The sequence below is a fragment of the Haloferax sp. SDI50 genome, from assembly GCF_059802635.1.
Window position 1 is genome coordinate 1,425,648 of record NZ_JBPULL010000001.1, and the last position, 21,129, is coordinate 1,446,776.

The 21,129-nt window shown below is 68.1% G+C and carries 15 protein-coding genes; 7 read left to right on the plus strand and 8 right to left on the minus strand.

All coding sequences use genetic code 11. The features are described from left to right. Window positions 1–91 precede the first annotated feature (91 nt). From ACSR87_RS07370 to ACSR87_RS07385, 4 genes are all read right to left on the minus strand, one after another. Window positions 92–1,297, minus strand: coding sequence for a trans-sulfuration enzyme family protein (locus ACSR87_RS07370; RefSeq protein WP_498530025.1), 1,206 nt, complete (start codon window positions 1,295–1,297; stop codon window positions 92–94). A gap of 345 nt (window positions 1,298–1,642) precedes the next feature. Beyond that, the gene (pheT, locus tag ACSR87_RS07375) at window positions 1,643–3,355 is read right to left on the minus strand and encodes a phenylalanine--tRNA ligase subunit beta (protein ID WP_498530026.1); all 1,713 of its coding nucleotides are present in this window, start codon (window positions 3,353–3,355) and stop codon (window positions 1,643–1,645) included. Further along, entirely contained in the window at window positions 3,355–4,854 is a 1,500-nt protein-coding gene (pheS, locus tag ACSR87_RS07380) for a phenylalanine--tRNA ligase subunit alpha (protein ID WP_498530027.1), read from the minus strand. The genes pheT and pheS overlap by 1 nt, the downstream gene beginning before the upstream one ends. Window positions 4,855–5,133: 279 nt before the next feature. Beyond that, window positions 5,134–6,321, minus strand: a complete 1,188-nt coding sequence (locus ACSR87_RS07385; RefSeq protein WP_498530028.1) for an NAD(P)/FAD-dependent oxidoreductase — start codon at window positions 6,319–6,321, stop codon at window positions 5,134–5,136. Between the two features lie 91 nt (window positions 6,322–6,412). Here ACSR87_RS07385 and ACSR87_RS07390 point away from each other — a divergent pair, with 91 nt between their 5' ends. Next, window positions 6,413–7,462: an ornithine cyclodeaminase family protein gene (locus tag ACSR87_RS07390; protein WP_498530029.1), complete on the plus strand. Its 1,050-nt coding sequence runs from the start codon at window positions 6,413–6,415 to the stop codon at window positions 7,460–7,462. A gap of 24 nt (window positions 7,463–7,486) precedes the next feature. Here ACSR87_RS07390 and ACSR87_RS07395 read toward each other — a convergent pair whose 3' ends face one another. From ACSR87_RS07395 to ACSR87_RS07405, 3 genes are all read right to left on the minus strand, one after another. Continuing rightward, window positions 7,487–9,076, minus strand: coding sequence for a tryptophan--tRNA ligase (locus tag ACSR87_RS07395; RefSeq protein ID WP_498530030.1), 1,590 nt, complete (start codon window positions 9,074–9,076; stop codon window positions 7,487–7,489). Continuing rightward, the gene (endA, locus tag ACSR87_RS07400) at window positions 9,073–10,092 is read right to left on the minus strand and encodes a tRNA-intron lyase (protein ID WP_498530031.1); all 1,020 of its coding nucleotides are present in this window, start codon (window positions 10,090–10,092) and stop codon (window positions 9,073–9,075) included. The genes ACSR87_RS07395 and endA overlap by 4 nt, the downstream gene beginning before the upstream one ends. Window positions 10,093–10,277: 185 nt before the next feature. Beyond that, a complete protein-coding gene (locus ACSR87_RS07405; RefSeq protein WP_498530032.1) occupies window positions 10,278–11,009 on the minus strand; it encodes an Sjogren's syndrome/scleroderma autoantigen 1 family protein in 732 nt (243 codons plus the stop codon). Window positions 11,010–11,111: 102 nt separating this feature from the next. Between ACSR87_RS07405 and ACSR87_RS07410 the strand changes: the two genes are divergently transcribed. Next, window positions 11,112–11,762: an HAD family hydrolase gene (locus ACSR87_RS07410; RefSeq protein WP_498530033.1), complete on the plus strand. Its 651-nt coding sequence runs from the start codon at window positions 11,112–11,114 to the stop codon at window positions 11,760–11,762. A 48-nt stretch (window positions 11,763–11,810) separates the two neighbouring features. On the opposite strand, the gene ACSR87_RS07415 is transcribed toward ACSR87_RS07410, so the two are convergent. Next, complete coding sequence (locus ACSR87_RS07415; RefSeq protein WP_498530034.1) at window positions 11,811–14,153, minus strand: DEAD/DEAH box helicase; 2,343 nt, start codon at window positions 14,151–14,153, stop codon at window positions 11,811–11,813. 650 nt (window positions 14,154–14,803) lie between these two features. On the opposite strand from ACSR87_RS07415, the gene lipA reads away from it, so the two are divergent. The 5 genes from lipA to lpdA all read left to right on the plus strand — a co-directional run bounded on the left by lipA (window position 14,804) and on the right by lpdA (window position 21,124). Then, on the plus strand, window positions 14,804–15,739 hold the full coding sequence (lipA, locus tag ACSR87_RS07420; RefSeq protein WP_498530035.1) for a lipoyl synthase: 936 nt from the start codon (window positions 14,804–14,806) through the stop codon (window positions 15,737–15,739). A gap of 296 nt (window positions 15,740–16,035) precedes the next feature. Then, on the plus strand, window positions 16,036–17,142 hold the full coding sequence (gene pdhA / locus ACSR87_RS07425; RefSeq protein WP_498530036.1) for a pyruvate dehydrogenase (acetyl-transferring) E1 component subunit alpha: 1,107 nt from the start codon (window positions 16,036–16,038) through the stop codon (window positions 17,140–17,142). Next, window positions 17,139–18,122 carry an alpha-ketoacid dehydrogenase subunit beta gene (locus tag ACSR87_RS07430; protein WP_405311622.1) on the plus strand — a complete coding sequence of 328 codons (984 nt, stop codon included), beginning with the start codon at window positions 17,139–17,141 and terminating at the stop codon, window positions 18,120–18,122. The genes pdhA and ACSR87_RS07430 overlap by 4 nt, the downstream gene beginning before the upstream one ends. A 3-nt stretch (window positions 18,123–18,125) precedes the next feature. Further along, window positions 18,126–19,697 carry a dihydrolipoamide acetyltransferase family protein gene (locus tag ACSR87_RS07435; protein ID WP_498530037.1) on the plus strand — a complete coding sequence of 524 codons (1,572 nt, stop codon included), beginning with the start codon at window positions 18,126–18,128 and terminating at the stop codon, window positions 19,695–19,697. Then, complete coding sequence (gene lpdA, locus ACSR87_RS07440; protein WP_498530038.1) at window positions 19,697–21,124, plus strand: dihydrolipoyl dehydrogenase; 1,428 nt, start codon at window positions 19,697–19,699, stop codon at window positions 21,122–21,124. Before ACSR87_RS07435 ends, lpdA begins: the two co-directional genes overlap by 1 nt. Window positions 21,125–21,129 lie beyond the last annotated feature (5 nt).

The window sequence follows — 21,129 nt, forward strand, 5'->3', positions numbered from 1 at the left end:
TGCGTTGGCGTACCTACAACCGGGCGGACTGTTAAACGCCTCGGTTAAGTGCCCGAGGGGACGGAATTCGGCCGTGCGAGCCCCGGACTCCTCAGAGGACCGACAGCGCCGACGCGAGGTCCGAGCGCAGGTCGTCGACGTGCTCGACGCCCACCGACAGCCGCAACAGCGAATCGGAGATGCCGAGCGCGTCGCGTTCGGTCTGCGAGAGCGGCGAGTGCGTCATCGTCGCCGGGTGCTCGATGAGGCTCTCGACGCCGCCGAGGCTGACCGCCAGCGGGAACTCTCGGAGTGCGCCGAGGAACTCGGCGGTCCCGTCGAGGTCGGTGTCGAGTTCGAACGACAACACGCCGCCGAAGCCGGACTGCTGGCGGGCTGCGAGGTCGTGCTGCGGATGGGACTCCAGTCCCGGATACAGCACCCGCGTCACCGCCTCGTGGGAGTCGAGGAATTCGGCGATTTCCATCGCGTTGGCCTCGTGCTGGCGCATCCGCAGGGGGAGCGTCTTGATGCCCCGAAGCGTCAGGTAGGAGTCGAACGGCGAGAGCATCGACCCCATGCCGACGCGCTGGAGGAACGTGAGCTCCTCCAGGACATCGTCGCGGTCGGTGACGACCGCACCGCCGATGGAGTCCGAATGGCCGTTGAGGTATTTCGTGGTGCTGTGGACGACCACGTCGGCCCCGAGCGACAGCGGATTCTGGAACTGCGGGCTGAGGAACGTGTTGTCCACGCCGAAGACCGCGTCACCCTCGTCGGCAATGGCCGCGATGGCCTCGATGTCGCAGAGGTGCATGAGCGGGTTCGTCGGCGTCTCCATCCAGACGAGCGCCGTCTCCTCGCGCATCGCGGCCGCGACGTTCTCGGGGTCGGTGGCGTCGACGAACGACACGTCCACGTTCAGCCGGTCGGCGAACAGCCGGTTGAGCATCGTCTTCGTCCCGCCGTAGAGGTCCTCGAACGCGACGATGTGGTCGCCCGGCCGGACCACCGCGGTCATCGTCGCCGCGATGGCCGCCGTGCCGGAGACGAACGCCAGCGCGTGGTCGGCCCCTTCGAGCGCCGCGAGCCGGTGTTCCAGCGCGTTCCGCGTCGGATTCGACAGGCGCGAGTAGAGGTACTCACCCGCGTCGGGGTCGAGCGTCTCCAAGTCCGCGTCGGGGTCGATGCTCGGCACCGCGTAGGTCGACGAGAGGTGGACCGGAACGACGACGTCCTCGACGCCCGGGGCCGGGGCCTGCCCCCGCTCGCCGTGGGTCACCGCCAGCGTCTCGCGGCGTACTTCATTATCGTTCATACAAGAAACGCGACGACTCGCGTCCTAAAGGTTTCTATCGGGTTCTGATAGAATGCATGAAAAGAATTACTGGCGGTGCGAAATTACCCGAGGTTATTCAGATTCGGTTCGTGGACCCTCAAAAATCTGGACCAAAAACAACCGCCTGAACTCCTACGCCAGCGCCGACAGGTCGATGCTCCCACCTTTTTCCGCGACTCGCACCGCTCGTCGCGCAAAAATCTGGACCAAAAACGACCGCCTGAACCCCTACGCCAGCGCCGACAGGTCGATACTCCCACCTTTTTCCGCGACTCGCACCGCTCGTCGCGCAAAAATCTGGACCAAAAACAACCGCCTGAACCCCTACGCCAGCGCCGACAGGTCGAACTCGAACGCCGCGACCGGCAGTTCGAGGTCGTGGTCGACGATGACCTTCGGGTGGAGTTCCCCGACGACGCCGACTTCCTCGCCGTCGATGACCACCGCGGCGGTGCGGCCGTCGATGAACGACGGGTGGTCGGTCGCGGGCGTCTCCAGTTCCGCGTCGAAGTCACGGCAGAGCGCCGTGAGGCGGGCTTTCGCGTCCTCGTAGGTCGCGTCGTGACGGGCGAGGACGGCCGCGACGTGGCGGGCCTCGGCGACGCGGGTGTTCTCGTCGTCGTCGCGGTGGGCCACGTGGCCGATTTCCGCGAGGTCCTGCGGGTACGCCCGGTGGGTGTTGTTCTCCAGCACCATCGTCAGCGAGGGCAACACCCACGTCCGGAGCATGGTGTAGTCCTCGCTGTACGGTTCGGTGATGGAGGCGGGTTCGCCGCCGCCGAGGTAGTCTGAACCGACCTCGACGTCCATGCGCTCGTAGTTCTCCTCCTCCGAAATCATGTGGAAGTTGAGCAGGTCCTCGAAGCCGAGGCCGACGAGCGAGGTGCGGACGGCGTCTTCGAGTCGGGAGCGCTCGTGACGCTGGCCGACCGTCCCCACGTCGGGGTAGCGCGGTTCGAGTTCGTTGAAGCCGTAGGCGCGGCCCACGTCGTCCACGAGGTCGAGCGGGTGGAGCACGTCCACGCGGTACGGCGGAATGGAGACCTCGTAGACGGTCTCCTCGCCCAACTCGGCGTCCGCGTCGAGGCCGGAGCGCTCGAACAGGTCGATGACTTCGTCCAGCTCCAACTCGACGCCGAGGACCGTCTCGATGCGGTCGTGGGAGACGCGTTTCGTCTCGACTTCGAAGTCGGGCTTCGTGACGGTTCCCTCCTCGTACTGGACCTCGACATCCTCGATGGTCGCCCCGCGGGCGGCCAGCGCGTAGCAGATGATGTTGCACATCCGGTCGATGGTCCACTGGTCGGTCCCGGTGAGTTCGACGAGCAGGTCGCGGGAGTCCGTCGACACCTCGGTCCGGCGGCCGTTGATGACCGGCGGGAACGAAAACAGGCCGATTTCGTCGTAGATGGCCGGGTAGCGGTCGTACTCGCTCACGAGGTCGGCGTACTTCCGCCCGGTGTCGTGCTGTTCGAGCACCTCGGCGGGCGTGAGTTCGTCGTTGGAGTCGAGCGCGACGAAGGTGTCGCCGTCGGGTTCGATGCCCGTGTACGTGATGGAGTTGCCGGAGGCGTTCTCCGAGAGCATGTCGCCTTTCAGCATCGTCAGGTCGTGGATGCCGATGGCTCCCTTGGCGCGCTTGCGGCCCATCGTCGCGTGGAGTTTCTCCTGCAACTGGATGAGCGAGTCGAGCGCCGCGTCGTCCAAGTCGACCCCGCGGACGACCGCGCCCGTGACGTAGGGGCGCTCGTCGGGCACGTCGTCATCGACGACGAAGGTCCAGTCGGGGTCGTTCGTGTTCGGCACGGAGACGCCGCGGGCGTCGCCGTACTGGTAGCGAAGCGAGCGGGCGACGCCCTCGACCGACAGGCGGTCGAGGCGGTCGGGGCCGAACTCCAGTTGGAACGCCCCGTCGTCGGTGACGCCCTCGAACTCCAGTCCGAGCGCGAACAGGTCGTCTTTGAACTCCTCGTCGGACTTGTCTTCGTGGCCGGTCAGGCGGCGCAGTTCGTCGGGTTGAACGTCGACTACGGGCATTACTTGAGCACCTCCGTCTCGCGGAGCAGGTCGAGGTCACACAGCGTTCCGTGCACGTCGCGGATGTCGTCGAAGCCGTACATGAGCATCAAGAGGCGTTCGAGGGCGAGGCCCCACGCCATCACGTCGCAGTCGACGCCGAGCGGCCGAAGCACTTCCTCGCGGAACATGCCGGAGTTACCGATTTCGATGAGTTCGCCCGTCTCGGGGTGTCGGCCGAACAGCTCGAACGACGGCTCCGTGTAGGGGTTGTAGTGCGGCTTGAACTGGATGTCCGTGATGCCGAAGTGGGAGTAGAACTCCTCGAACGTACCCATCAGGTCGCGCACCGAGAGGTCCTCGGCCATCACCCAGCCCTCGATTTGGTAGAACTCCAGGAGGTGCGTCGGGTCGAGCGTGTCGTTGCGGTACACCTTTTCGACCGAGAAGTACCGCTGGGGCGGCTCTAACTCCCCGACCTCGTGGCCGGAAAGGTAGCGCATCGACAGCGACGTGGTGTGGCCGCGGAGCGCGATGGCCCGCGCGAAGTCCTCGGACCACGGCGAGTGGTAGCCGTCGCCGTCGTCGCCGACGCCCTCTAAGTGGGCGTCGCGGACGTTGTCGATGAGGTCTTCGGGGATGTCCTCCATCGGCGGCACGTCGAGGGCGAAGCGGTCCCAATGGGTGCGCGCCGGGTGGTCCTGCGGCATGAACAGACAGTCGTTGATCCAGAAGTCCGCGTCGGCGTGCGGGCCTTCCATCTCGGCGAAGCCCATCCCGGTGAGCACGTCCTTCACGCGGTCGGCGGTCTGCCGGAGGATGTGCTTCTTGCCGCCGCGGGCCTCGGGCGCGTCGGCCTCGACGTTGTACTCCGTGAACTCCACGTCCTCCCACTCGCCGGAGGTGAGCATCTCGGGGGTGAGGCGGTCGACCGTCTCGGCCGCCTCGACGCCCTCCATCAGCGCCGTGACGCCCTCGTCGGTGAGGGTGACGGCGCGGATGGTGCGCTCGTGGCGGACCACGAGGTTCCGCGATTCGAGCTGGTCGAGCACGTCGCCGTCGACGGACTCGCCCGCAGAGAGGGCCGCGAGCGCGGCGGCCTCCTCGTCGGCGTCGGGGTCGGCGGCCGCGTCGGGCGCGAGTTCGCCCGAGTCGATGTGTCCGTAGCCCTTACGCGCGAAGTTCGACAGCGCGATATCGACCTGCGGGCCGCCGAGGGAGGACGCGCCGATGACCTGCCCCATCGGGACCGCGTCGCCGCCGCCCACGTCGAGCGCGGCGCGGTAGAGCCGGACCTCGGGGAGGCCCTCATCGGCGTATTCCGCGCCCTCGTCGGTCAGTTCGACGGACTCCGCCGTGGTCTCCGTGACCGAGACGAGTCCCTCGTCGCGGAGGTCGAAGACCGCGCCCGTCACCGTCTCGGGCTTCTGGTCCGTCGCCTCCGCGAGCTGTGCAATCGTTCGTTCGTCCGTGGCGCTCGCGGCGTTCAACACCGCGACCTGTGATTCCGGAAGTCGCATCTGGTTCGTTGTGGCGTTAGCCGTCTGGTGGTCGGTTAGCAGTTTCGAAGCCTCGCCGCGCTGGCGGGGCTGACCGGCGGGGTCGGTTTCGTCCGGCGGGCGCGGTGACGCCCGGCCGGAGTCCGCCGACCTCAGGCGGTCAGAAAGAAAACTCCGAACCCGTCGGTGGTCGGTTCGCTCGCTCGCGCCCCGCGCTTGGGTTCGGATACCATATGCGACCGATTGTGAGTGCCGAGTAAAAACGTTCCGCGTCGGCGCCGCGCCGCCCGACGAGCCCTCCTACGCGACGTTCCGCTCGCGGAGCGTCTCGCCCGATTCGAACCGGTCGAGCGACAGCGCCGACACGTCTACCTCGCAGGCGTCCTCGCCGAGACACAGGTCGGCGACGGCCTCGCCGGTCGCGGGCGCGTGCTGGAAGCCGTGGCCCGAAAAGCCCGCGGCGACGACGAGACCGGGGGCCGCCTCGTCCAGAATCGCGTGGTGGTCGGGCGTCACGGCGTACAGCCCGGCCCAACCGTTCCGAATCCGCGTCTCCGGGCCGAAGTAGGCCGCGGCGTCGTCGGCCCGCTCGGTCGCCTCGACCGCCCACTCCACGTCCATCGACTCGTCGAACCGGTCGGGGTCCACGTCGGGGTCCGTCTCAGAGAAGTGCCCGCCGACGATGGCGGTCCCCTCCCGCTCCGGGCGGAAGTACGCCCCCGTGTCGAGGTCGATGGTCAGCGGGGCGTCCGCGGGGAGGTCGCCTTCGGGTTCGACGACGGCTATCTGTCGGCGGCGCGGCGCGAGTGGGAGGTCGACGCCGGCGAGCGCCGCGACCCGGTCCGACCACGCGCCCGCCGCGACGACCACGGCGTCGGCGTCGATGGGGCCGTCCGGCGTCTCGGCGCGCCAGCCGCCGGCGTCGGGAGTGGCTCCCGCATCGACCGAGCCACCGCCGTCACCGACGCGAGCGAGGTCGGTCACGGGCGTCTTCGTCCGAACGTCGACGCCGGCGGCGCGAATCGCGTCCGAGTAGCCCTGCACCGCGGAGTGCGGGTCTGCGACGCCGTCGGCCGCCGAGAAGGTCGCCGCGACGAACGACTCGGTTCGGAGTTCCGGGAGGTACTCGGCGGCCTCCGCGGGCGAGAGGACGCGACTCGGCGCGCCCGCGTCGGTCTGCATGGCGACGTTTTCTCTGAACGCCGCGGCGGTCTCCTCGGTCCGGGCGAGAAAGAGGTAGCCCGACCGCCGGTAGTCGATATCGACGCCGAACTCGTCCGCGAAGGACTCCCAGACCGGGACGCTGGCGAGCGAGAGTTCGACGTTCACGCGGGTCGAGAACTGCGTTCGGATGCCGCCCGCCGCGCGACCCGTACTGCCGCCGCCGAGCGTTCCCGCCTCACAGACGGTGACCTCGGCCCCGCGGTCGGCCAGCGCGTGGGCGCACGCGAGCCCGACGACCCCGCCGCCGACGATGAGGACGTGCATAGTCGTGTCTGATTCTCCACCGACATGAGTTTGTCTGTCACACACTAGCGAGGCGCAATGTTTTCACACGACCGCGGAGAGTAGTTCGGGTATGGTCCGTATTCTCTCCGCCGACGCCGTCGGCGGGTTACTCTCGCTCGCGGAGCTGTTCCCGGTCGTCGAGGAGGCGTTCGTCAAGCAGGGCCGCGGCGAGGTCGAACGCCCGCCACGGCCGCACTTTCCGGTGGGTATCGACATCGACAGAGTCCGGGACGGGACGAACGGAAACGGCGTCGCGGGCGCGGGAACGGAAACGCGCTCGGGTTCGGAACCGACGGAGCAGGACGGCCCGCTCGGCACCGGCCTCACCATGCCGGCGTACATCCACGGCCGCGAGGTGTACGCGACGAAACTCGCGGCTGTCCACCCGGAAAACTGCGCTCACGGCCTTCCGACGGTGAACGCGCAGGTCGTCCTCACCGACGCGACGACCGGTCTCCCGCTCGCGCTCCTCGACGGGACGACGATTACCAGCGCCCGGACGGGCTGTATCGGCGGGCTGGCCGCGGAGTCCCTCGGGACCGACCCGGTCCGACTCGGCGTCCTCGGCGCGGGTGCGCAGGCTCGCTGGCAGAGCCGCGCTATCGCCGTCGGTTCCGCGGTGGAATCGGTCCGCGTCTACTCCCCGAGCGACTCCCGCGAGGCGTGCGCCGCCGCCCTCCGCGAAGACGGCATCCCCGCCGAGGCCGTCGATTCCCCCGAAGCGGCCGTCTCCGACGCGAACGTCGTCGTCACCGCGACGACCAGCGAGACGCCCGTCTTCGACGGCTCGTGGCTCGACCCCGGAACGCTCGTCGTCGCCGTCGGAGCCTTCACGCCCGAGGCGCGCGAACTCGACGCCGAGACGTTCGAGCGAGCCGCGCGGGTGTTCGCCGACGTGCCCGAGGAAGTGGCCGACATCGGTGACGTTCGCGGGGCCGACCTCGACGAATCTGACCTGCTTCCGCTCTCGGCCGTCTTCGAGGGCGACGCCGGCCGCGAGAGCGACGACGAGATTCTGGTGGTCGAGAGCGTCGGGTCGGCGGTGCTCGACGCCGCGACCGCCGAGTACCTCTACGAGAAGTCGAGCGCGCGCGGCGTGGGAGAAGAAGTGGGGTTGTGAGCGGTCGGTAGTGTTGCCGCCTCGCTAGTGCTCGGCGGCAACCCCTCGCCGCTCCGTCTCTAAGTCGATGTCCAGCGAGTCGAGGACCTCCTCGGCCTCCTCGCGCTTTTCGTGGTGGTCTTCGAGGAACTCGCGCATCATCGTCGCCGCCTGCTCCTTACAGCCGCCGCAGAGGCGCTCGCCGCCGACGCACTCGTCGTAGACCTCCTTTGCGAGTTCGTCGTCGTCGCCCGTCAGCAGGTAGGCGTACAGCTCGTACACCGGACATTTGTCGGCCTCGCCGCCGAGTTCCCGCTGCTGTTCGGCCGTGTCGCGGCCGCCGGTCGTGGCGGATTTGACCTTGTCGTAGCCCTCCTCGGGCGCGTCGAGCAGCGAGATGTGGCTCGCCGGAATCGACGACGACATCTTGCCGCCGGTGAGGCCGGTCATGAAGCGGTGGTAGATGGACGACGGCGGGATGAAGCCGTAGCCGCCGTGGTGGGCCTCGACCTCGCGGGCGAGCTCTTCGGCCTCGTCGACGCCGATATCGAACGCGTCGATGTGCTGGTCGTACCGGCGCTTTTCGCCCTCGATATCCTCGATGAGCGCCTCGAACGCCTCGTCGGTCGCCTGTCGGGCGAAGAAGCGAATCCGCGGGCGGAGCGGTTCCATCCCGGCGTTTTCGAGCTTCTCGACCGCAGAGTCGCGGACCGACTCGGAGACGAGCACGCCCGCCGCGTCGAGGTCGGCGTCGTCGAGCCAGTCGGCCGCCTCACCGCACCGCGGCGTGTCGGCGTCCTCGGCGTACTCCTCGCGGGCGTCGTGGGCGGCCGCGACGAGCGGGCGCTCGGCGTCGTCGAGTTCGAAGCTCGCGAACGCCTCCGTCACCTTGAAGAATCGCATCCGGGTGGCGAGGTCGCGGGCGAACCGGACGTGGGGGTCCTGGTCGGGCCCGACCGGGATGACCGTCGGCTTGGGGTCGTCCAACTGCGGGTAGAGGATGTCGGCCATCTGCGTGACGACCGACTGCATGTGCGAGACGTTGGTCTCGCCGTCGAAGCCGTAGATGGACTGGAACTCCGAGAAGTTGGCCTTCCCGCCGAGTTCGAACGCGAGCCGCTGGAGGCGGTCGTTGTCCGACTGTCGGTAGAGTTCGCCCGCCTCGGGGTCGAACCCGAGCGCGATGAGCGACAGCAGGTAGTCGCGGCTGTGCTCGTTGATTTCGTCCCACGGGATGCCGCGGGCGGAGTGCGCCTCCATGTCCGCGATGAGGCCGTAGGCGTCGCCGCCCTGCTGTTGATGCCAGATTATCTCGTCGAAGACGAGCTTGTGGCCGATGTGGGGGTCGCCCGTCGGCATGAACCCCGAGAGGACGGCGAAGTCGTCGCCGTTGCGCATGGCGTCGAGCACCGGCCGGTAGTCGCGGTGGCCGAAGATGACCCCGCGGCGCATCAGGTAGTGCGGGTTCGGCACCTCGTCGAGCACCTCGTCGAACTCCTCGATGCCGAACTCCTCGAACAGCTTCCGGTAGTCGGAGACGGTCGACGAGCCCCACGGGTCGAGGGCGACGTCATCTGCTCCCTCTGCTGTGCCTCCATCGGTGCGGATGCGCTCCGCGGGTTCGTCGTCTGTCATGGCGTGAGCCGACTGACCGAAAGCCAGTCTATCTCTCCGTTGTCGTCGGTCAGCGCAAAAACCATTCGCTTGCGGACACCGCCGGCGAGGCGCACGTCGAGCGAGAGGTCCCGCGGGACGAACGTGTGGTCGGGTGCGACCACGCGCACGAGGAACTCGGAGTGCGAGAGGTCGTCGACCGACTCGAACTCCGTGTAGACGCGGAAGTCCGAACCGAACTTGAAGCCGCTCTTGGGGACCGTCTTGGCCCCCCGGAGCGCGGCGTAGACCGCGAGCCGGCGGTCGAATCGGTCGCCCTCTACGTCGCGGCCGCGGGAGACCACGTCGCTCTCGTCGATGGCGAGCGCGTCGGCGCGGGCGAGGTACGCGGCTTCGAGGAGCGACAACTGGAGCGGGCCGCTGTCGGCGTTTCTGCCGTACAGGCGCTGGCCGAAGAAGCCGCGCTGGTAGAGGCGGTCGACGCCGTCCCAGACGAGCGCGCGGTCCGAGAGGAGTTCCGCGTCGAGGTCGCCGGGGAGGTCCTCCGCGGCCGTCCCCTCGGGGGCGTAGCCTTCGGTGTCGAAGTAGGTCAGGTCGCCGTCCTCGTCCACGATGGCGAGCACCACGTCTCCGAGCGACGAGACGGGGATGGACTCGCGCTCGCCGACGACGCGGACGCGGTGTTCGACCTCGCCATCCCACGGTCCTTTCCCGCGGGGGTAGACGAGGAAGTCCGCGCCCGCGGCGTCCGCGACGCCGGGCCACCCCTCGCGGGCGGGCGAGAGGTAGAACCCGCGGTCGCGGAGGTCTTTGTAGACGACGAAATCGAGGGTGGTCCCGGTGCGCGCGAGGAGTTCGCGCAGGCCCATCCCGTCCACGCCGTCGATGTCGTCCCGCGAGAGCAGGTGGGCGGCCTCGACGGGCGCGACCTCCAAGTCGTCGCCGCCGGTGGGTCTCCCGTAGCCGCGGGAGTCGTGGAACCGCTGTCGAGCGTCGCCCGGGAGGTGGACGACGCCGTCTTCGAGGCGTCCTTGCATACCCGAATCGGGGCGCGGCGACGACAAAGGGGCTGCGATGCCGGCGGCGCGGCCCGCGGGGGTGTCGGAGCGGCCGCCGTCGCCGCCACCGGTTCGTCGCGGTCGCGGCCCCGACCCCGGACGTACCCCTCGCGGCCGGCCGTGACGCCAGCGACGGGGCCACGCCCGTCGCCCCTCGTCTCGATTCATCGGCCCTCGCAGGTCGAGTCGAGACACCGCCGGCCGCGACCCGTCTCGAATATCGGCAGGCCGCAGTCGCAGTCGTCTCCGACGACGCCTGCGGGGAGCGAGAAGGCCGTCTCGCAGTCGGGATAGGCGTCACAGCCGGCGAGCAGGCGACCGCTCCGCCGGATGATTCGGAGGGGCGACCCGCAGTCCGGACACGACCACTCGCCGTCGAACCGGGCTTTCACGCGGTCGTCCAGCGGGTCGCACCGGCGGTCGATGCACACCTCGAACGGCGCGCCGCGCTCGACGCGCATCAAAGGCAGCCCGCAGTCGTCGCACGTCTCGTCGAGGACGGTCGCACCCGCCGGCAGGCGGTACTCGGTTCCCGAGTCGAGGGCGACGACGGAACCGTTGGTCCTGACGAGCGGGTCGCCGGTGTCGGGATGCGAGCCGACCGGGACGCCCGCGTCGCTCGCGGGGTACTCGGCGCGGCCGGTCACGTCGTTCGAGTCGACGGTGAGGGTCTGGTCGCCCGCGCGGGCCACGAGGCCGAACGACCCCGGTCCGGACTCGACGGTCAGCGAGTCGGCGCGGGTCAGCCACGCGACGGGCTGGTAGCCCCCGGCGTCGTGGACGAGGACGGTTCTGTCGGGCTTGGCCACGACGACGACCCGGCCCCGCTGGGTGCGGTCGCGGGAGCCTTCGAAGCTGACGGTGCAGTCGCCGGCGAAGACGCGTATCGAATCCATGCGGCGGGGTGGTCGCCGGTTCCGATTTGAACCTACGTGCGAGGGTTCACCGGGCATGCCGCGGCACGAAGCTCTTTGGTCGGGCGCGGCCGAGGGCGAATCATGGACGCGAACGTCGTGCTGTTCGACATGGACGGAGTGTTGGTCGATTCCGAGCAGTACTGGCACGCTTTCGAGGACGAGTGGGTGTTCGTCGACGCCATCGAGTCCGGCGACCCCGACCACGAGGAAATCACGGGAATGAACTTCCGCGAGATATACGACTACCTCGACGCGGAGTACGGGACGACCGTCACGAAAGACGAGTTCATCGCGGCGTACCACGAGAACTCAGAGAGCGTCTACGGCGAGCACGTCGTCCTGATGGACGGCGCGGAAGAACTGTTTTCGGACCTCCGCGCGGCGGGCAAGCAGGTAGCCATCGTCTCGTCGGCCCCGCGGGACTGGATTTCGACCGTCCGCGAGCGGTTCGGCCTCGACCCGCTCGACCTCGTGGTCTCGGCCGACGACATCGACGACCCCGGTAAGCCCGAACCCCACATCTACGAGCACGCCGCCGCCGAGTTCGGCGTCGACCCCGAGGAGTGCGTCGTCATCGAAGACTCGATAAACGGCATCGAGGCCGCCGTGCGGTCCGGCGCGTACACCATCGCCTATCGCGGCGGGCAGAACGCCGACCTCGACCTCTCGCGGGCGGACGAAATCGTGACTGGACCGGCGGAGTTGCGGGCGGCGCTGTTGGGCGAAGAGTAGGCGAAACGCGACCAAAAACGACCGAAAAGCGGCTGCCGCCGCGGTTTTCTATTCGACCCGAACCGTCCGCGACTCCCGAATCGGGAGCAGCGGCAGGTCGGGGAACGTGACCTCAACGACGAACTCCAGTTCGTCGTCCGTCGCGCCGAAGACGCCGACGGGGACGGTCACCTCGTCCGAGAGGTAGCACGTCTTGGCCGACATCTCCACGTCGTTGACGGTGACGCGGATACCGACCGAGCCGCCGCCGCCGCCGTCGTTCCGCACCCGGATGTCGTGCATGTCGCTCTCGCCGCGGGCGACCGACTCGGGGAACTCGCCCCAGTCGATGTCGGGCGCGGGGAGGTCCTTCGCGCTCTCGATGACGCGCTCGGCGACGCCCTGCGAGAGCCCCGCGCGGGTGAGTTCCTTCACGCCGGCGTCGACCACGTCGGCCGGGGTCGAGAGGCCGCCGGTGGCGAGCTTTCGCGCGCGACCCGGACCGATGCCGTCCACGGCCGTGAGCGCCGCGGCGTCGCTGCTGACGCCGTTGTCGACGCGGGCCTCGACGCGCTTCGCGAGGTTGGCGGCGCGGGCGTCCGCGAACGTGTCGAGGAACTCCCGGAGCGCGGAGAGGAGTCGGAGCGCGTTCTGCTTGATGACCCACGCGTCGCTCCGGAGTTCGCTCGGCGTCGAGTTCGCCATGCTGGCGTGGAGGATGGCGAGCACCTTCTTCGGGCCGTCTTCGAGCGTGGTCGAGACGCCCGTCAGCACCGAATCGACGGCGTCCACCTCGGACTGGCGCGCCGACACCTGCCGGAAGTCGGCCGCGCCCGCGACGGTTTCGAGGATGTCGTCGGCGGTGATGCGGTCTCGTTCCGCGAGGTCCGCGAAGCGCGAGGCGGTCCCGAGTCGGAGATAGTACTTCGAGGTGAGTCGCCCGAGCGGGGTCGCGTCGATGGAGAGGTCGTCGTCCATCTCGACGAAGCCGCGGGAGACGAGGCGGTCGAGCACGTCGCGGACGCGCTCGCGGAGGTCTTCGAAATCGTAGGCCGCCGGGTTCGACTGCGCCCGCCGGTAGTAGAACGTCGTCTCCAACCACGACATGACGTCGTCGAGGTCGCGGATGGTCCCCATCGCGATTTCGGCGTTGAGGTGCGAGTCGAGGTCTTCCGCGAGGCGCGACTCGATTTCCTTGCCCTCGCGGAGCAGGCGGCGGTACTTGTTCTGGTCCGAGCGGTCGCAGACGACCCAGCCGTAGCCAACGTCGTCGTAGCCGGGGCGACCCGCGCGCCCGAGCATCTGGAGGATGTCGAGCGGCGAGATGTCCACCTCGCCTTCGAGGGGGTCGTGGTGTTTCGTGTCGCGAATGACGACGCAGCGCGCGGGGAGGTTCACGCCCCACGCGAGCGTGGAGGTCGAAAACAGGAGCTGAATCTTGCCCTCCTTGAACCACTCCTCGACGGCCTCGCGGTCGTCCCGCGAGAGGCCGGCGTGGTGGAAGCCGACGCCGTCCAAGACGCCCTTGGCGAGCGAATCGTTGCTCAGTTCCTTCGCCTCGTTGTGGAAGTCGTAGTCGCCGCGCGCGCCGATGGGCACGTCGCGCTTGGCGAGTTCGTCGCGGGCCTTGGCGGCCGCGCGGACGGCGTCCTGCCGCGAGGAGACGAAGACGAGCGACTGGCCGCCGTCGCGGATGTGCGGCTCCGCGAGGTCGAACGCCCGGTAGAGTCGGCGGTACTTGTCGGCGAAGGAGTTCTCGCCGTGAGTGTAGGTCTTGACGCCCGCGTGGAGGTCGACCGGGCGGTAGTCGTCACCGAACTCGAAGGTCGTCTCGTCCGGCGCGTCGAGCCACGCCGCCACGTCGTCGATGTTGGGCATGGTCGCGGACAGCGCGACGATTCGGGGGTCGCAGATGCGGCGCATCCGCGAGACGGTGACTTCGAGGACGCCGCCGCGAGTCTCGGAATCCAGCAGGTGGACCTCGTCGATGACGACGCAGTCGACGTCTTCGATGAAGGCGTAGCGCGCGGAGTCGTGTTTCCGGGTCGCGGAGTCGGTCTTCTCGGGCGTCATCACGAGGATGTCGGCGCGGGCGGCCCGGCGGGGATTCAGGTCGCGCTCGCCGGTGACGACGTAGACGGAGTAACCGAGGTCCTCGAAGCGCTCCCACTCCGTTTCCTTTTCGGTGGTGAGCGCGCGGAGCGGCGCGATGAAAAGCGCCGTCCCCTCGTCGCGGAGCGTGCGGCAGATTGCGAGTTCGGCGAGCGCCGTCTTCCCGCTGGCGGTGGGCGCGGAGGCGACGACGTTGTGGTCGGTGTCGAGGATGGCGGGCAGCGCCTCGCGCTGCATCCGGTTGAACTCCTCGAACCCGAAGGCGTCTGCGAACTCGGGGACCGCCTCGGCGACTTTCACTGGGCGCACCTCCGGGTGCGCGCTGGCGTCGGGGACGAGACGAAGACGAGCGTCATACACGAAGCCGAGTCGTCCGTGGGGAAAGGCGTTTCTCCATCCGGCGCGGCGGCTCGCGGGTATTGAACGAGCGGAAAACGGAGGGCCGAGGTTGGTGGGTGGTGGGGCGTTCCGGCGGAACGCGGCGGAGTGTGGTGGTGGGTGGGGGGGTTGGGGAGGCGGAGTCGGAGACCGAAGCGCCGGCCCGCTTACGCGGCGCCGGCGAGCGCGGCGATGAACGACCAGTTCGTCCCCGCGGTGGCCTCGTGCTTCTTCGATTCGGCCTTCGTCATGTCGCGGCGGTGTTTCCAGTTCATACTCGATAGAAGTCTTTACTCGAATATAAGTTTTTCAGTTATGTGATATATCTAGCACGGTCGTACATGCTGTTTGATGGAAAGTCGTGATGTATCCGAACCGAACGTTTCGAATTTCGTGATATAACTGCGTGTTTGAACGATTCTGAACAAGGCGTGATAGCACGGGGCGCACGGGTACTGGGCGAAGCCACGAGGACGCGGGTTCGGTCGCCTCCGGCGAGCGATTGCGCCGGCAACCCGACAGACGGCGGACCAATCCTCACGTTTTTGCCCGTCGCCTCGCAAGAACTGCCTATGCGCACGCGGCGGAAGCCAGACTGGTTGAAGATGCGACCGCCATCGGGCCGGCGCTTCACCGATATCAAATCGACGCTCCGGGACCGGAACCTCAACACCGTCTGCGAGGAGGCGAACTGCCCGAACCTCGGGGAGTGTTGGAGCGGCCGCGACGGCCCCGGCACGGCCACGTTCATGCTCATGGGCGACCGATGCTCGCGCGGGTGTAACTTCTGCGACGTGACGACCGGCGGGATGGAGCCGCTGGACCCCGACGAACCGGCGAACGTCGCCGACGCGGTGACCGAAATCGGCCTCGACTACGTCGTGTTGACCTCCGTGGACCGCGACGACCTGCCGGACCAGGGCGCGGCCCACTTCGCGGAGACCATCCGCGAAATCAAGCGCCGCGACCCCGAGGTGCTCGTCGAGGTGCTGATTCCCGACTTCCAGGGCGAACCCGACCACGTCCGGGAGATAATCGACGCCGGACCCGACGTCATCGCCCACAACATCGAGACCGTCGAGCGCCTCCAGTGGCCGATTCGGGACCGCCGCGCCGGCTACGAGCAGTCGCTTTCGGTGCTCCAGCAGGTGACAGACGAGTCTGACATCCACACGAAGACCTCCATCATGCTCGGCCTCGGCGAACACGCCCACGAGGTCTACCAGACGCTCTCGGACCTCCGCGAGGCCGACGTTGACATCGTCACCTTCGGCCAGTACCTCCAGCCCTCCCGGAGCCACCTCGACGTGTTCGAGTACGTCCACCCCGACGCCTTCGAGACGTGGCGTCGCGTCGCGGAGGACGAACTCGGGTTCCTCTACTGCGCGTCCGGGCCGATGGTCCGGTCGTCGTACAAGGCCGGCGAACTGTTCGTGGACGCGCTGCTCCGCGAGGGGTCGAGCGTCGAGGAGGCGCGGCAGGCCGCCCGCGCGGCCGCCGGACAGTAAGCGGTCTCTCTACTCCACCCCACGCCGCGCGACTCGACCGACCGGGTCCGACCCCGTTCCTGCCCCGAAACAGTCCTGCAACGCTGCCGATATTTCCGATTATTTCTCGGTGATGTGTGGGTTCACACGAATGAACGTCAGGAAGAATCGTTTAGAAGCGAAAATGTCCAATTTTACCCCGTGTGAGTTGACATAGCACGACGGGAGACGCAATATTCCGAGTCAAAGTAAATTATATACGAAAACAATATAACGCCGGCGGGTGTCGATTTTGCCATGAACAGGAGGGTTCTCCCGTGAGCGTGCTTCAGCGCGACCCGCAGGACCAGGTACGAGTGCTCGACGAGGACGGGACCGTCGTCGGCGAGGTTCCCGACATCGACGACGAGACGCTCGTCGAGATGTACCGGTACATGCGTCTCGCCCGACACTTCGACACGCGGGCGGTGAGTCTCCAGCGACAGGGGCGGATGGGGACGTATCCGCCGCTGTCGGGACAGGAAGGCGCACAGATCGGGAGCGCAATCGCGCTCGACGAACAGGACTGGATGGTCCCGAGCTATCGCGAACACGGCGCGTCGCTGCTCCGGGGCCTCCCGCTGAAGCAGACGCTTCTGTACTGGATGGGCCACGAGAAGGGCAACGAGATGCCCGAGGGCGTGAACATCTTTCCGCCGGCGGTGCCGATCGCCTCGCAGATTCCGCACGCGACCGGCGCGGCGTGGGCGAAGAAACTCCGCGGCGAGGACGACACGGCCGTCATCTGCTACTTCGGCGACGGCGCGACCTCCGAGGGCGACTTCCACGAGGGGCTGAACTTCGCGGGCGTCTTCGACACGCCGAACGTCTTCTTCTGTAACAACAACCAGTGGGCCATCTCGGTGCCGCGGGAGCGACAGACCGCGTCCGAGACGCTGGCGCAGAAGGCGACCGCCTACGGCATCGACGGCGTGCAGGTCGACGGGATGGACCCGCTCGCGGTCTACTCCGTGACGAAGGCGGCGCTCGACAAGGCGAAGAACCCCGGCGAGGGCGAGGGCCGTCCGACGCTCATCGAGGCGGTCCAGTACCGCTTCGGCGCGCACACGACCGCCGACGACCCGACGGTCTACCGCGACGACGAGGAAGTCGAGAAGTGGAAGGCGAAAGACCCCATCCCGCGGCTGGAGGCGTTCCTCCGCGAGACGGGCCGCATCGACGACGAGGCCGTCGAGGCCATCGAAGAAGACGTGAAAGGGCGGGTCGCCGACGCCATCGAGGCGGCCGAGTCCGACCCGCGTCCGGACCCGAGCGAGATGTTCAACCACGCATACGCCGAGCGAACCCCGGAGATTCAAGCGCAGTACGAGGAGTTCGAGGCGCTCCGCGAGAAGTTCGGCGACGAAGGATTCCTCCGAGAATGAGCAGTCAGAACCTCACCATCGTGCAGGCGGTACGGGACGGTCTCTACACCGAGATGAACCTCGACGACGAGGTGCTCGTCATGGGCGAAGACGTCGGCAAGAACGGCGGCGTCTTCCGGGCCACGGAGGGCCTCTGGGACGAGTTCGGTGACGACCGCGTCATCGACACGCCGTTGGCCGAATCGGGCATCGTCGGCACGGCCATCGGCATGGCCGCGATGGGGCTGAAGCCGGTCCCCGAGATTCAGTTCTCCGGCTTCATGTACCCCGGCTTCGACCAAATCGTGAGCCACATGGGGCGGTTCCGCAACCGCACCCGCGGCCGCTACACGCTCCCCATGGTGCTTCGTGCGCCCTACGGCGGCGGCATCCGCGCTCCCGAGTCGCACTCGGAGTCCAAAGAGATGTTCTACGCGCACGAGGCCGGCCTGAAGGTCGTCATCCCCTCGACGCCGTACGACACGAAGGGGCTTCTCATCTCCGCCATCCGCGACCCCGACCCGGTCATCTTCATGGAGCCGAAGCTCATCTACCGGGCGTTCCGCGGCGAGGTCCCGGAAGACGACTACACGGTCCCCATCGGTGAGGCCGCCGTCCGCCGCGAGGGCACGGACGTGTCCGTGTTCACCTTCGGCGCGATGACGCGCCCGACGCTCGAAGCCGTCGAGAACCTCGAAGAAGAGGGCATCGACGCCGAAGTCGTGGACATCCGCACCATCTCGCCGCTCGACCGCGAGACCATCGTGGAGTCGTTCAAGAAGACCGGCCGCGCGGTGGTCGTCCACGAGGCCCCGAAGAACGGCGGTCTCGGGGCCGAAATCACGGCGACGATTCAGGAGGAGGCGCTGCTCTACCAGGAAGCGCCGGTCAAGCGCGTCGCGGGCTACGACGTGCCGTACCCGCTGTACGCGCTGGAGGATTACTACCTCCCGTCGGTCGCCCGCGTCGAAGAAGGTATTCGTGAGGCGGTGAACTTCTGAACGATGGCGCTCAAGGAATTCAAACTCCCCGACGTCGGTGAAGGCGTCGCGGAAGGCGAACTCGTAACGTGGCACGTCGCGCCGGGCGACGAGGTAACCGAAGACCAGGTGCTCGCGGAGGTCGAGACCGACAAGGCGCTCGTCGATGTGCCCTCGCCGTTCAACGGGACGGTGGAGGAACTCCTCGCCGAGGAGGGCGATGTCGTCCCCGTCGGCGACGTCATCATCACCATTCAGGAGGATGGTGACGACGAGGAGGCCGCAGAGGCCGCCGACGCGGCCGGGTCTGAGTCGGCCGAGAGCGACGACGCCGACGACGCCGACGGCGCTAGCGACGACGAGTCCAGTTCCGGCGGGCGCGTGTTCGCCCCGCCGAGCGTCCGCCGCCTCGCCCGCGAACTCGGCGTCGACCTCGACGCCGTCGACGGCAGCGGCCCGAGCGGCCGCGTGACCGAAGGCGACGTTCGCGCCGCCGCGGACGACGACGCCGACGAGGACGAATCCAGCGGCCCGCGGACCGTCCAGACCAACGGGAAGTCCGCGACCGCGAAGCGCGACGAGGGAACGTCTGCGTCCACCTCCGCATCCGCGTCCGCGCCAGCCGAGAGCGCCGACCGAAAACAGACGCTCGCCGCGCCCGCGACCCGCGCGCTGGCCAAGGAGGAGGGCGTCGACATCGACGCCGTCCCCGCGACGGAGATGCGCGACGGCGAGGCGTTCGTCTCGCCCGAGGCCGTCCAGGAGTACGCCCAAGCACAGCGCGAGGCGCAGGCCGCGGACGCCGAGGCGGTGGCCGCCGAGGCCGACGCCGGGACCGCGACCGCCGAGGCGACGGGCGAAGCGACGAGTGAATCCGCACCGCCCGAGTCCGGCCCCGGTGCCGGCGAGCGCGTCCCCTACAAGGGCGTCCGCAAGGCCATCGGCGATCAGATGCAGCGGTCGAAGTACACCGCTCCGCACGTCACCCACCACGACGAGGTGGACGTGACGGAGCTCGTCGAACTGCGCGAACAGCTCAAGCCCGTCGCAGAGGAGCGCGGCTCGCGGCTGACCTACATGCCGTTCGTGATGAAGGCCGTCATCGCGGCGCTGAAGGACTTCCCGTACCTCAACTCGCAGCTCGACGAGGAAAACGAGGAAATCGTCCTGCGCGACGAGTACAACATCGGCGTCGCGGCCGCGACCGACGCCGGTCTGCTCGTCCCCGTCGTCCACGACGCGGACCGCAAGGGGATGCTCGAACTCGCCGACGAGATGAACGAGAAGGTCGAGAAGGCCCGCAACCGCAAGATTGCGCCCGAGGAGATGCGCGGCGGCACCTTCACCATCACCAACGTCGGCGGCATCGGCGGCGAGTACGCCACGCCGATTATCAACTACCCCGAGGTGGCGATTCTCGCGCTCGGAGCCATCAAAGAAAAGCCCCGGGTCGTCGACGGTGAGGTCGTGCCGCGAAACGTCCTCACCCTCTCGCTGTCGTTCGACCACCGCGTCGTCGACGGCGCGCAGGGCGCTCGGTTCACGAACCGCGTGAAGGAACTGCTCGAAGACCCCAAACTGCTGGTGTTAGAATAATGGTCGTCGGAGACATCGCAACCGGAACCGAACTGCTCGTCATCGGCGCGGGACCCGGCGGCTACGTCGCCGCCATCCGCGCCGCACAGAACGGCATCGACACGACGCTGGTCGAGAAGGACGCCTACGGGGGCACCTGCCTCAACTACGGCTGTATCCCCTCGAAGGCGCTCATCACGGGCGCGAATCTCGCCCACGAGGCGGGCAACGCCGAGGAGATGGGCATCCACGCCGACCCCGTCGTGGACATGTCGCAACTTCGCGACTGGAAAAGCGGCGTCGTCGACCAGCTCACCGGCGGCGTCGAGAAGCTCTGTAAGGCCAACGGCGTCAATCTCGTCGAGGGCACCGCCCGGTTCAAAGACGAGAACGCCGTCCGCATCGCCCACGGCGGCGAGGGGCAGGGCTCGGAGACCGTCGAGTTCGAACACTGTATCATCGCCACCGGCTCGCGCGTCATCCAGATTCCCGGCTTCGACTTCGGGGACGAGCCGGTGTGGTCGTCGCGCGACGCCCTCGAAGCCGACACCGTCCCGGAGCGACTGGTCGTCGTCGGCGGCGGCTACATCGGGATGGAGCTGTCCACGACGTTCGCGAAACTCGGCGCGGACGTGACCGTCGTCGAGATGCTCGACGACATCCTGCCGGGCTACGAGTCCGACGTGGCCCGCGTCGTCCGCAAGCGCGCCGAAGAGCTCGGCATCGACATGCACTTCGGCGAGGGCGCGAGCGGTTGGCGCGAGGAGGACGACGGCATCATGGTGACGACCGAGACCGAAGACGGCGAGGAAAACGAGTACCGCGCCGACAAGGTGCTCGTCGCCGTCGGGCGCTCGCCCGTCACCGACACGATGGACATCGAGAACGCCGGCCTCGAAGCCGACGACCGCGGCTTCCTCTCGGTCGACGACCGCCGCCGCACCGACGTGGAGCACATCTACGCCGTCGGCGACGTGGTCGAGGACACGCCGATGCTCGCGCACGTCGCCTCGAAGGAGGGCATCGTCGCCGCCGAGCACGTCGCCGGCGAACCGGTCGCCTTCGACAGTCAGGCCGTCCCCGCCGCCGTCTTCACCGACCCCGAAATCGGTACGGTCGGCATGACGGAAGCCGACGCCGAGGAGGCCGGCTTTTCGCCCGTCGTCGGCCAGATGCCCTTCCGGGCGTCCGGCCGCGCGCTGACGACGAACCACGCCGACGGCTTCGTCCGCGTCGTCGCCGACGAGGAGTCCGGCTTCGTCCTCGGGGCGCAAATCGTCGGCCCTGAGGCCTCCGAACTCATCGCCGAACTCGCGTTCGCCATCGAGATGGGCGCGACGCTCGAAGACGTGGCCTCGACCATCCACACCCACCCGACGCTCGCGGAAGCGGTCATGGAGGCCGCCGAGAACGCGCTCGGACAGGCGATTCACACGCTGAATCGGTGAGGAAG

What these genes read in the sequence shown, in the direction of transcription:
- ACSR87_RS07370 (WP_498530025.1), bottom strand. Translation starts at nt 1,297, where the DNA reads ATGAACGATAATGAAGTACGCCGCGAGACGCTGGCGGTGACCCACGGC.
- lipA (WP_498530035.1), top strand. Translation starts at nt 14,804, where the DNA reads ATGCGCACGCGGCGGAAGCCAGACTGGTTGAAGATGCGACCGCCATCG.
- ACSR87_RS07430 (WP_405311622.1), top strand. Translation starts at nt 17,139, where the DNA reads ATGAGCAGTCAGAACCTCACCATCGTGCAGGCGGTACGGGACGGTCTC.
- ACSR87_RS07410 (WP_498530033.1), top strand. Translation starts at nt 11,112, where the DNA reads ATGGACGCGAACGTCGTGCTGTTCGACATGGACGGAGTGTTGGTCGAT.
- endA (WP_498530031.1), bottom strand. Translation starts at nt 10,092, where the DNA reads ATGCAAGGACGCCTCGAAGACGGCGTCGTCCACCTCCCGGGCGACGCT.
- ACSR87_RS07405 (WP_498530032.1), bottom strand. Translation starts at nt 11,009, where the DNA reads ATGGATTCGATACGCGTCTTCGCCGGCGACTGCACCGTCAGCTTCGAA.
- lpdA (WP_498530038.1), top strand. Translation starts at nt 19,697, where the DNA reads ATGGTCGTCGGAGACATCGCAACCGGAACCGAACTGCTCGTCATCGGC.
- pheS (WP_498530027.1), bottom strand. Translation starts at nt 4,854, where the DNA reads ATGCGACTTCCGGAATCACAGGTCGCGGTGTTGAACGCCGCGAGCGCC.
- ACSR87_RS07395 (WP_498530030.1), bottom strand. Translation starts at nt 9,076, where the DNA reads ATGACAGACGACGAACCCGCGGAGCGCATCCGCACCGATGGAGGCACA.
- pheT (WP_498530026.1), bottom strand. Translation starts at nt 3,355, where the DNA reads ATGCCCGTAGTCGACGTTCAACCCGACGAACTGCGCCGCCTGACCGGC.
- ACSR87_RS07385 (WP_498530028.1), bottom strand. Translation starts at nt 6,321, where the DNA reads ATGCACGTCCTCATCGTCGGCGGCGGGGTCGTCGGGCTCGCGTGCGCC.
- ACSR87_RS07435 (WP_498530037.1), top strand. Translation starts at nt 18,126, where the DNA reads ATGGCGCTCAAGGAATTCAAACTCCCCGACGTCGGTGAAGGCGTCGCG.
- ACSR87_RS07390 (WP_498530029.1), top strand. Translation starts at nt 6,413, where the DNA reads ATGGTCCGTATTCTCTCCGCCGACGCCGTCGGCGGGTTACTCTCGCTC.